This window comes from Wolbachia endosymbiont of Drosophila tristis (assembly GCF_028981745.1).
Classification (GTDB): Bacteria; Pseudomonadota; Alphaproteobacteria; order Rickettsiales; family Anaplasmataceae; genus Wolbachia; species Wolbachia pipientis.
The window spans coordinates 1-11790 of record NZ_JAPQLN010000041.1 but is presented as its reverse complement, the minus strand read 5'-3'; the positions used below and the strand labels follow the sequence as shown (position 1 = coordinate 11790).

At 35.7% G+C, this 11790-nt stretch carries 8 protein-coding genes, 2 rRNA genes and 2 pseudogenes; 6 read left to right on the top strand and 6 right to left on the bottom strand.

From position 1 onward, the window contains the following. Positions 1-565: pseudogene (locus OZD64_RS06825) on the top strand (IS3 family transposase); the annotation flags it as partial. Positions 566-658: 93 nt separating this feature from the next. Here OZD64_RS06825 and OZD64_RS01275 read toward each other — a convergent pair. The 4 genes from OZD64_RS01275 to pstC form a co-directional block, all read right to left on the bottom strand. Beyond that, the gene (locus OZD64_RS01275; protein ID WP_223823054.1) at positions 659-838 is read right to left on the bottom strand and encodes an ankyrin repeat domain-containing protein; all 180 of its coding nucleotides are present in this window, start codon (positions 836-838) and stop codon (positions 659-661) included. Positions 839-1264: 426 nt separating this feature from the next. Beyond that, positions 1265-1609, bottom strand: coding sequence for a F0F1 ATP synthase subunit epsilon (locus tag OZD64_RS01270; RefSeq protein WP_274999162.1), 345 nt, complete (start codon positions 1607-1609; stop codon positions 1265-1267). Positions 1610-1621: 12 nt separating this feature from the next. Continuing rightward, positions 1622-3049: a F0F1 ATP synthase subunit beta gene (gene atpD, locus OZD64_RS01265; protein ID WP_038199747.1), complete on the bottom strand. Its 1428-nt coding sequence runs from the start codon at positions 3047-3049 to the stop codon at positions 1622-1624. A 101-nt stretch (positions 3050-3150) separates the two neighbouring features. Beyond that, complete coding sequence (gene pstC, locus OZD64_RS01260) at positions 3151-4239, bottom strand: phosphate ABC transporter permease subunit PstC (protein ID WP_038199744.1); 1089 nt, start codon at positions 4237-4239, stop codon at positions 3151-3153. A gap of 107 nt (positions 4240-4346) precedes the next feature. Here pstC and rpmH point away from each other — a divergent pair, with 107 nt between their 5' ends. The 3 genes and pseudogenes from rpmH to OZD64_RS01245 all read left to right on the top strand — a co-directional run bounded on the left by rpmH (position 4347) and on the right by OZD64_RS01245 (position 5173). Beyond that, positions 4347-4481, top strand: a complete 135-nt coding sequence (gene rpmH / locus OZD64_RS01255) for a 50S ribosomal protein L34 (RefSeq protein ID WP_274999161.1) — start codon at positions 4347-4349, stop codon at positions 4479-4481. Between the two features lie 19 nt (positions 4482-4500). Continuing rightward, positions 4501-4824: pseudogene (rnpA, locus tag OZD64_RS01250) on the top strand (ribonuclease P protein component); the annotation flags it as partial. An 85-nt stretch (positions 4825-4909) separates the two neighbouring features. Then, positions 4910-5173 carry a hypothetical protein gene (locus tag OZD64_RS01245; RefSeq protein WP_038199724.1) on the top strand — a complete coding sequence of 88 codons (264 nt, stop codon included), beginning with the start codon at positions 4910-4912 and terminating at the stop codon, positions 5171-5173. A gap of 85 nt (positions 5174-5258) precedes the next feature. Here the strand turns inward: OZD64_RS01245 and rrf are convergent. Together rrf and OZD64_RS01235 are read right to left on the bottom strand one after the other, a co-directional pair. Continuing rightward, positions 5259-5365 (bottom strand): 5S ribosomal RNA (gene rrf / locus OZD64_RS01240). Between the two features lie 66 nt (positions 5366-5431). Beyond that, positions 5432-8197: ribosomal RNA gene (locus tag OZD64_RS01235) — 23S ribosomal RNA — on the bottom strand. Positions 8198-8532: 335 nt separating this feature from the next. Between OZD64_RS01235 and OZD64_RS01230 the strand changes: the two genes are divergently transcribed. Both OZD64_RS01230 and OZD64_RS01225 read left to right on the top strand, forming a co-directional pair. Continuing rightward, positions 8533-9609: a methyltransferase domain-containing protein gene (locus OZD64_RS01230; RefSeq protein ID WP_274999159.1), complete on the top strand. Its 1077-nt coding sequence runs from the start codon at positions 8533-8535 to the stop codon at positions 9607-9609. Between the two features lie 58 nt (positions 9610-9667). Then, positions 9668-11452: a ribonucleoside-diphosphate reductase subunit alpha gene (locus tag OZD64_RS01225; RefSeq protein ID WP_274999158.1), complete on the top strand. Its 1785-nt coding sequence runs from the start codon at positions 9668-9670 to the stop codon at positions 11450-11452. Positions 11453-11790: the final 338 nt, after the last annotated feature.

Here is an 11790-nt window from a genome sequence, read left to right as displayed (position 1 = left end):
GCAGATATGGAGCCCCTAAAATTCACGCTGAATTAAAAGCTTTAGGCAAAAATTAAAACAGTACAAAGTGTTATGCAAGAAAATGGCATTAAAGCCAAGTTTAGACGAAGGTTCAAAAATAAAAAACAGCAAATAAGCAACCGAGTTGTGGCTCCGAACACATTGGATCAAAATTTTACTACTGATCAGCCAAATAAAGTTTGGGATTACCTACATAAAAACTAAAGAAGGTTGTTGGCGGCAATAATTGACCTATATTCACGCATGGTGGTTAATGAGTAACATGATAATTAGTTATAGATTCTTTATTGATGGCCGTTGATAAACGCAAACCCGATAAAAATCTGCTGTTACATAGCGATCAAGGGTCACAGTATACCTCTCAAAATTACCAATTTCTATTGAATACAAAAAACATCATTTCCAGCATGAGCCATAAGGGCTGTTGTTACGATAACTCTGTTGCAGAAAAGTTCACTTAAAAGGGAGCTGCTTATTGATACTTCTCGCTCAACAAACCAGAACTACCATATTTGAATACATAGAAATCTTTTATAACAAATAACGTAGACATTCTACTATTAACTATTGCATTCCTGCACAATTTATTCTCATGATAAAAACGTCTTAACTTTCTCTCTACTTTTTCTGGGTAAGGTCAATTTGGGTCTGCACCATTTTTGAGTAATAGTTTTACTTCTTGTGCATTACCATCTTCTACAGCTAGGAATAATTGTTCTTCCTGTGTTTTTACGCGTGTTTCCACATTAGATATAAAAAATAACAATACTAAACATGCAATACCAATAATGCTAATATATTTTATAACTTTTCTCATAAGATATTTTACAATGCTTCTAATAATATTAGATATCATCTATAAAATTAAAAAATCCATGAAAGGGGATGAAAATATGTAAAAAAGTATTATTGATTAATTAAAAACAGATTTTGATTTAATAATACTAATAAAATCGATTTATCTTAAATTTACGTTGATTTTTACCTGTTATTTTTTGTAGTTTATCCAACGTAAATTCCAGGTAAAACAAAGTCGTTATCTCCAACCGTTACAACCAACTCTCCTTCTTTAATTTTTATTTGATTAGGTGTATGGTCCCATACCATCACACTCTGGGATCATACACCTAAAGTACTCCGACACTGGGATGACACCCCGGGGTTTCTGGGATGACAAAAAAGAGCCCCCTGAGCAAAAATCTTATAGCCACTTGAATGATAATTGACTTTTTGCCTAAAATAACTAAGAAAGAAACTTCTCATCAAGATAACTTAAATATATACTAATTCTCTTATTTTTAAACGATTTCTCATCATGAATTGCACGATCAAAAACCTGAATTTGACTTGTTATAATGCTACAATTATTATTTGCAACTTCTAATACGCCACTATCAATTACAACCTTCTTTTCTGTTTGGTTACTCATTTTAACAGTAATCATACCAGGCAATAAATAAATTAAGTAAGGAGCATGGTGAGCTAAAATCATAAGCTCCCCTTCGAGCCCAGTTACTGAAAGAGAACCCACTCCACTGAATGAAATGTGATCATCAGGAGAGAAAAATTGCACTTTAAAAGTATTCATAATCTTTAACTTTTATTTAGCTTCAGCTTGTATTAATTCAGTCTTTTTTATTGCTTCATCTATATTCCCCACCATATAAAAAGCAGCCTCTGGTAAGTGATCATATTTGCCTTCAACAATCCCTTTAAAACTGGAAACAGTATCAGAAAGTGAAACAAATTTACCAGGCATGCCAGTAAATATTTCTGCAACGTGAAAAGGTTGAGAAAGAAATTTCTGAATCTTCCGAGCCCTATCAACAATAATTTTATCTTCATCAGATAGCTCATCCATACCAAGTATTGCGATAATATCTTGCAGTGATTTATAAGTTTGCAATATACGTTTCACCTCAGAAGCTACATTATAATGTTCTTCACCAATGATTTCAGCAGATAAAGACTGAGAAGTTGAATCAAGTGGATCAACAGCAGGGTATATTCCCATTTCAGCTATTTGCCTTGACAACACTGTGGTTGCATCAAGGTGAGAGAATGTAGTTGCTGGGGCTGGATCAGTCAAATCGTCCGCAGGAACATATATAGCTTGCACAGAAGTAATAGAGCCAGAAGTTGTTGAAGCTATTCTTTCTTGCATTGCACCCATATCAGTTGCAAGGGTTGGCTGATAACCAACAGCTGACGGTATTCTTCCAAGTAAAGCAGAAATTTCAGAACCAGCTTGTGTAAATCTAAAGATATTATCCACAAAAAATAGAACATCTTGGTTTTCACGGTCACGAAAATACTCTGCCATAGTAAGTGCTGTTAAAGCAACTCTAGCCCTTGCTCCAGGAGGCTCATTCATCTGACCATAAACCAAAACAGCTTGAGATTTTTCATGCTCATTTATATTTATTACATTTGAAGTGATCATCTCGTGATAAAGATCGTTACCTTCACGCGTTCTCTCCCCTACCCCGGCAAACACAGAAAATCCTTTATGAGCTTTTGCTATATTATTAATTAATTCCATTATTAGGACTGTTTTACCAACACCGGCTCCACCAAATAAGCCAATTTTTCCTCCTTTAAGATAAGGTGCAAGAAGATCTATAACTTTTATTCCCGTAACTAAAACTTCTTCCTGTATTCTCTGTTCAGTAAAACTTGGAGGTGCTCTGTGTATAGGCTCTAAGTTATACTTTCCCTTCAGTGGACCACACTCATCTATAAGCTCTCCAACAACATTAAAAATCCTTCCTAAAGTTGAACGCCCAATTGGCACCGATATTGGTGCACCTGTATCAACAAATTCATCCCCCCTTGACATGCCATCTGTGCTATCCATAGCAATACAACGAACTATATTGTCACCTATATGCTGCGAAACTTCTAAAACCAGCTCCTTATCCTTATATTTTAGTTTGCTTTTTAAAGCATTAAATATTTTAGGCAATTCACCTTCAAATTTTATATCAACAACTGCTTGAGTTACCTTAATCGCTCTACCTATATTCATCTCTTTATTTTTATCACCTAACACTATAATTCCATAAAAGAACTTCTAAAGAAAATAAATTTTATATTATTAATAGAAATTTTGCAACATTAAAACGCTTACTAGTTACGCTTCATTACAAACAATGCAAATGCATTTAATAGCCAAGTAATAATAAACAATACTAAACTAAGCGCATAAGCAGCAAGAGTTTGTACACTATTGAAATCCTGATCTCCGGTAAGTAATGTAGCGATCTGCACGGTAATGGTAGTAACTGAATTAAGAGGGTTAAAAGTCAAATTTGCGTTGATTCCCACAGCCATTAGCACAATCATTGTTTCACCTATCACTCTTGAAATTGACAATAAAATTGCACTTAAAATTGTAGGCATTGCATAAGGTATTGTTATATGCCATATAGTTTCCGCTGGAGTTGCACCAAGTGCCATGAAGCCATAACGCAAGCTTTTTGGAACAGATCTTATGGCATCTTCGAGTAAAGAAATAATAAAAGGAAGAATCATTATCCCAATCGATAAACCGGCAACTAAGGCACTTTCTGAGTGTATACTTAAACCAAAAAAATTTGCTACCTGCTTTATAAAGAAAGACAAAAACACAACCGCGAAATATCCATATACAACCGTAGGAATAGCAGACAAAACTTGCAAAGTTGTATTAACAATATAACGCACTTTCTCACTCGCATATTCACTAATATATATTGCAGAAAATAAACCAAGCGGAACGACAACTAACATTGCTATAATAGTTATAAGTAATGTACCAACTAAAAGCGGCGCTATACCAAAACATCCTATCTTCTCTTCATTGATAGTGACTACATTGTGGCCCCATTTCAAGCAAAACAAGAATTCTGAAATAGCTACTTTATTAAAAAAACTAATGGATTGAATAAAAATAGACAGCATTATAAATAAAGTGATAAAAAATGATATGGCCAAAGCCACAAATAACGAAAGTTTTATTATCTTATTTCTTTTATTTTTAAAGATAAAAGCAAGCATGAAAAAAAGTAACGCTATAGAAATAAAAGTTACAAAACAATTATTATAGAATACTAACAACCAAGTTAGCATCCATACACAACTAAGATATAGATAAGATTTAACCTTATTTACTTCTTGAAACCTACTAAAACAAAATAAAAGGATTAGTAAGACAGGTATGACTATCACCGAATTCATTCTTCCATGCATCAAATTTTATTCTACGAAAATGTCATACAAGTTCACCATTATTTGACAATAAAGTAAAACAATTTAAAATAAATAATTATATTAATATAAAAACAATGAAGAGAACATTTCAATCAAAAAATTTGATAAGAAAGCGCAGACACGGATTTCGTTCACGTATGGCAACAAGAGCTGGAAGAAAAATCCTTAATAGGCGCCGTTCATTAGGGTGTAACAAATTATGCGCATAGTAAGTATAAAAAAAAAGATTTTTCTTCTGCTTTCAAAAATAAGTTAGCACTCAACAGTCTTTTTTATCGTGGGCTTTATATATCACTGTACGCTATAAAAGAAAGAGAACCTGAAAAGTACATTCATACTATTAGAGTAGGTCTGGCTATCAGTAAAAAAACCGGAAAAGCAGCAAAAAGAAATAAAATAAAAAGGCAACTACGAATGCTTGCTAAAATTAGCATTTTAAATATAAGTAATATAGGGCACTACTACATAATACTAACTCATAGAAACATTATGCAAGCAAGTTATAAAAATTTACAAAAAGATCTAACTATTTGCTTAAAAAAGATAAAATAAAAAAAATCTCAATTAAGGTATTTACAACTATATTTTTTATGATAATATAGGTAAAATTTTTAAAAATAGTTAATGGGTGTGGTGAATGGTAGAGCATATAAAAGAGGTAAATAACACAGGCTTTGGTCAGATGTATCAATTCTTATTTCTTCCTAAAGGAACAGGAACAGATTGGAGGTCAGCATTTCGCCAACAAGAAGAATTATTTAAAAAAGTGGGAGGTAATGTAATATTACCAGAAGTCAGTCATTCTCCTTCAAAAGGGAATCAATTAGGGGAAGTAGGAACAATGCTAAATAATGTAGAAAATGACCAAGAACATATAAGAAAAAAAAGATATCGTAGTTAAAATAAAAACTTAAAGAATAGTAACAAAACAAGAAAGTTAAAATATAAGTATACCTACTGTCTAATTAACAAAGAAATTTTTATAAACTTGGCGGCGACCTACTCTCCCTTTTCAAGTACCATCAGCGCTAAAAAGTTTCACTTCCGAGTTCGAGATGAGATCGGGTGGTTCATTTTTGCTATAGCCACCAAGTCAATAAAAATTTCTAACTTAACAATTTTAACTTAATATTTAACACTGCATACACACATATAGAAAGCAAATAAATCAATCAGGCTATTAGTACTAGTTAGCTTCACATGTTACCATGCTTCCACACCTAGCCTATCAACGTGGTAGTCTCCCACGGCCTTAATTGGGAAATCTTTTTGAAGAGGGTTTCTTGCTTATATGCTTTCAGCAATTATCCCATCTATACATAGCCACCCAGCGATGCTATTGGCATAACAGCTGGTACACCAGAGGTATATCCATCTCGGTCCTCTCGTACTAGAGTCAGACCTTCTCAAATTTCCTTCACCCACGGCAGATAGAAACCGAACTGTCTCACGACGTTCTAAACCCAACTCACGTATCACTTTAATCGGCGAACAGCCGAACCCTTGGGACCTTCTTCAGCCCCAGGATGTGATGAGTCGACATCGAGGTGCCAAACGGTGTCGTCGCTATGAACGCTCGAACACCATCAGCCTGTTATCCCCGGCGTACCTTTTATCCGTTGAGCGATGACCCTTCCATACAGAATCACCGGATCACTATGACCGACTTTCGTCTCTGCTTGGCTTGTCAGCCTCGCAGTCAGGCAAGCTTATGCCATTATACTATCAAGCTGATTTCCGACCAGCTCTAGCTTACCTTCGCACGCCTCCGTTACTTTTTAGGAGGCGACCGCCCCAGTCAAACTACCCACCATACAATGTCCTAGTTCCAGATAATGAAACATAGTTAGATATCAAAAGTGTAAAGGGTGGTATCTCAAGGTTGACTCCATTATAGCTAGCGCCATAACTTCAAAGTCTCCCACCTATCCTGCACATCACACTTTTAATAGCAATGTAAAGCTATAGTAAAGGTGCACGGGGTCTCTTCGTCTAACCGCGGGTACCCCGCATCTGCACGGGGAATTCAATTTCGCTGAAGTGATGTTGGAGACAGTGGAGAAATCGTTACGCCATTCGTGCGGGTCGGAACTTACCCGACAAGGAATTTCGCTACCTTAGGACCGTCAGTGTTACGGCCGCCGTTTACTGGGGCTTCAATTCGGAGCTTGCACCCTTCCTATTAACCTTCCAGCACCGGGCAGGCGTCAGACCCTATACTTCCACTTACGTGTTTGCAGAGTCCTGTGTTTTTAGTAAACAGTCGCTACTCCCTATTTTGTGCCACCTACTCATAGTTGCCTAAAAGCAGGTTACCCTTCTTCCGAAGTTACAGGTATAATTTGCCGAGTTCCTTCAACATCATTCTTTCAACACCTTAGTATACTCTACTCATCCACCAGTGTCGGTTTGCGGTACGGCCTCATAAATATAAGTGCTATTTCCTGGAGCTTCTTTTAAGCATAGATCAATCCAATAAGATCTATACAAATACGAAACCCGTCACACTTAAGAGGTTTAGGAATATTAACCTAATTGCCATCGACTACTCCTTTACGGACTCGCCTTAGGAACCGACTAACCCTACGCAGATTAACTTAACGTAGGAACCCTTAGATTTTTGGTGAGAGTGTTTTTCACACTCTTTTACGCTACTTATGTCAGCATTCTCACTTCCGATATCTCCAGCAGTTTTCACAAACCACCTTCACAGACTTACGGAACGCTCCGCTACCGCGCCTATTGATCGAAATCAATAAGCACTCACATCTTCGGTATACAGCTTTAGCCCCGGTACATTTTCGGCGCAGAAAAACTTATTTAGACAAGTGAGCTGTTACGCTTTCTTTAAAGGATGGCTGCTTCCAAGCCAACCTCCTAGCTGTAATGGTTTTTCTACTTCCTTCCCCACTTAGCTGTAATTTTGGGACCTTAGATAGTGATCTGGGTTGTTTCCCTCTTCACCACGGACTTAGCACCCGTAGTGTGCCTGCTGTATAATTAATTGTTGGTATTCGGAGTTTAGTTAGATTTGGTAAGACGGTGAATCCCCCTAGTCTATCCAGTGCTCTACCCCCAACAACATACATACAACGCTCTACCTAAATAGATTTCGCGGAGAACCAGCTATTTCCAAGTTTGATTGGCCTTTCACCCCTAATCACAACTCATCCAATAATGTTGCAACATTAACTGGTTCGATCCTCCAGTGTGTTTTACCACACCTTCAATCTGGTCATGACTAGATCACTTGGTTTCGGGTCTAATCCATAAAACTAAAACGCCCTATTCAGACTTGCTTTCGCTACGCCTACACCTAACGGCTTAAGCTTGCTTCATAGATTAACTCGCTGACCCATTATGCAAAAGGTACGCTGTCACTCTAAATATCAATAAATTGATATAGAGCTCCAACTGTTTGTAAGCACTTGATTTCAGATTCTATTTCACTCCCCTCCCAGGGTTCTTTTCACCTTTCCCTCACGGTACTTGTTCACTATCGGTCGTTAAGGAGTATTTAGGCTTGGAGGATGGTCCCCCCATATTCAAACAGGATTTCACGTGCCCCGCTCTACTCAAGGATTTAAAAACTTTCTACTTATACAGGACTATCACCTTCTATGGTTACTATTTCCAGAGTATTCTAATTCTTATTCTTAAATCACTAGCCTTTTCCGCTTTCGCTCGTCACTACTAACAGAATCTCGGTTGATTTCTTTTCCTTTGGCTACTTAGATATTTCAGTTCACCAAGTTTGCTTTACATACTTAGTACGTAATAACTAGCTAAACTAGTTGGGTTTCCCCATTCGGAAATCTGCAGATCAAAATTTGTTGACAATTCCCCACAGCTTATCGCAGCCTGCCACGTCCTTCATCGCCTCTTAACGCCAAGGCATCCATCAAGTGCTCTTAATAATTTATTTATCCGACTATATGCAGAATATGCAGAGTTAAATATTATTAAAATTGAATTGAGATTAAATTAATCTCTACCATAAAACTTGTCAAACATCTAAAAACTAAATTAATCTTTTATATCTTATAACCTAATAAATAATATGTCAACGCCTTTTTGCACAAAACATTTACTTATATTATCAACAACAATATACTAGCAATCCTAAACAGTATAATCTGAGAAATATGTGGTAAACTTATATATACAGTAAAAATTAATAAAAAAGATATTTTGTAAGATAAAATGTGTTAAAATCAATTACCTAAAAATGATAATAAACATTCGGAGTATTTCTCACGTATGAAAAGTAATCTCTCTTTTATAAAAAACGTTGCTTTAAATTGTATGTCTAAGCTCATTGACGTATTAAATATTAAGAAAGTAAAACACTTCATTGTGAATAAATATAATACTCTTCATAAAGAAATGACAGTGCTTCTTAAAAAATCTAAGAACCTGTTAAACACCAACATTGAAATCGGTTTATATCACTTTTATAAAGGTAGCATATCAGATGCAAAGTTACGATTTTGGTTAATTAGCATATTTTACCCCCATTTACCTATAGTCTGGTATAACATCGGAAGGTGTCATTTTGCGGTAGGGAATACTAACAAAGCTTATAATTATTTAACAAGGGCACTAAAATTAGATAATGACCACGAGGAGGCGTCTTACTATATAAAAAAAATGACAAACTCAGCGCCTATTACAGAATTGCCAAAAAACCTCATAAGACAATATTTTGATTACACAGGTGAATATTTTGTTGAGCATTGGTTGATTGCCAAACAATATAGAGGGCATGAACTTGTACACATGATAATTACAAAAATCTTCAACAACTCCACTTCTGAGCTCAATATACTCGACCTTGGTTGTGGAACTGGAATATGTGGTCATTTCTTGAAAATAAATAGTATTGGAAACCATATAACAGGAATTGACATTTCAAGTAGAATGCTAAATATCGCAAGAGGATGCTTTATAAAAGGTAAGCCTGTTTACAATGAATTAATACATATGGAAATGAAAGAGTTTCTTAAACAAGAGAAAAACCAGCAGTATGATGTAATTATCTTTGCTGAAGTGCTACATTATCTACATGACTTTCAAGAAGAGTTGGAATTAGCAAAAAGATCTACGAGCAAAAAAGGAGTTATTGTATGTTTAATAAGAAGAAAGGAAGGTGAAGGTATTGACTTTGTAAACAAAGGAGACTATTTTCGTCACTCAGAAAGTTATGTTCAACATGTTGCAAAAGAAATAAATATGCAAATAAGTTATATGAGTTACTGTAAAATATATGGCAGTCAGGTTGACGGTATCTTGTTTGCATTACAGCATCAACAAAAAAATCCGAAAAACCTAACTTAAAAATCGCTCAAAATGACTTTTAAGTACCTATATATAATAAAAGAATAAAAGGAACTTTATGAATAACATTACCATTAATTACGCAAAGGACAGCAAATTAACCGACTTTGGAAAAGCAGTTCTATCAGACAGGTATTTAATAGAAAATGAAAGTTATCAAGACCTCTTTGCACGTATTGCTAATTACTATTCTGATAATAAAGAACATGCGCAGCGTCTTTATGACTACATGAGCAACTTGTGGTTCATGCCTTCAACACCAATACTCAGCAATGGTGGCACTAAGAGAGGGTTACCTATCTCTTGCTTTCTTAATGAAACCGAAGACAGCTTGCAGGGAATAGTTGATCTATGGAACGAAAATGTTTGGCTTGCTGCACGTGGAGGAGGCATAGGTAGTTATTGGGGAAATTTACGCTCAATAGGCGAAAGCGTAAAGGGTAGCGGCAAAACATCAGGAATTGTTCCATTTATTGTAGTGCAAAATGCTCTAACACTTGCAATTAGTCAGGGATCCCTAAGGCGAGGAAGTTCAGCAGTCTACCTTCCTGTATCTCATCCGGAGATAGAAGAGTTTCTAGATTTACGCAAGCCAACAGGCGGTGACCCAAATCGCAAAGCGTTAAATATACATCATGCTGTAATAGTAACAGATAAATTTATACAGGCTGTTGAGAATGATCAAGAATGGAATTTAATAAGCCCTCACAACAATAAGGTTATTTCAACTGTAAAAGCGCGGGATATATGGATCAAAATATTAACAGCAAGAGTTGAAACTGGAGAACCTTACATTATTTTCCTTGATGCAACAAATAACAATAAGCCAGAATCTTACAAAAAGCTCAACTTAGACATCAAGATGTCAAATCTATGCAGTGAAATAACTTTAACCACAGGTTATGATCACCTGAATAAGTCACGCACTGCTGTGTGTTGTCTATCATCCGTAAACCTTGAGTACTACGAAGAATGGAAAGACAATAAACTCTTCATAGAAGATATAATGCGCTTTCTTGATAATGTATTGGAAGATTTCATAAATAAAGCACCGAATGAAATGCAGCGAGCAAAATATTCTGCAGCCAGAGAACGCAGTATTGGTCTTGGTGTGATGGGCTTTCACTCATTTTTACAAAGCAAAATGGTTCCTTTTGAATCAGTAACAGCACAACAATGGAATAAAAAAATATTTAAGTATTTACGCGAGCAAGCAGATATAGTTTCTAAAAAATTAGCAGAAGAAAAGGGAGCATGTTCTGATGCCAAAGAAGTTGATCTAATGGAAAGGTTTACACACAAACTCGCTATTGCTCCTACTGCCTCGATCTCCATTATTGCAGGTAATACCTCCCCTGGAATAGAACCATACGCAGCAAACGTATTCATACAAAAGACACTTACAGGCTCATTTGTAGTGCGAAATAAATTCTTGCAAAAACTATTAGCAGAAAAAAATCGAGACAATGATAAAATATGGTCTTCAATTTCAACAAACGAGGGTTCCGTTCAGCATTTAGATTTTCTTAGTGAGCATGAAAAATTGACATTTAAAACAGCGTACGAGCTTGACCAAAGATGGATTATAGAACATGCAAGTGATAGAACTTCGTATATTTGTCAATCTCAATCAGTAAATCTGTTCTTACCTGCCAACGTACATAAACGTTACTTGCACAAAATACACATGCTTGCTTGGAAAAAAGGATTGAAGAGCTTATATTACTGCAGATCACAATCAATGCAGAGAGCCGATAAGGTCTCGCATGACATATTTAAAAAAAGTGAAATATTGCAACAAAAAACAGATATTGACTACGATGAATGTCTGTCATGCCAATAGCGGCCTTACTCAGAAAAAGTAGAGAGAAAGTTAAGCAAATGGGTAAATAGACTTCTTGCATAACCATATAACGCACTTTTATTGGGAATAGAAACGAAAAAACTTCCTTGACAAACTCCGCCAGCCCTCTTATCATAAAATTGAAGCTATTTATTTATCTTCTCTGTACAGATTAAATGACAAAAAAACTCACGTATCTGGCGTCTCATGTTTAATTTTTTGCACTATGTGCACCTTATGTCTTTATAAAACTTCTACCTACATAAGCTGAAACGCGCTTATAAAGCGTTTAAAACATAAAAAAACGCCAACTTAAAAAATGGATAGTGAATAACTAG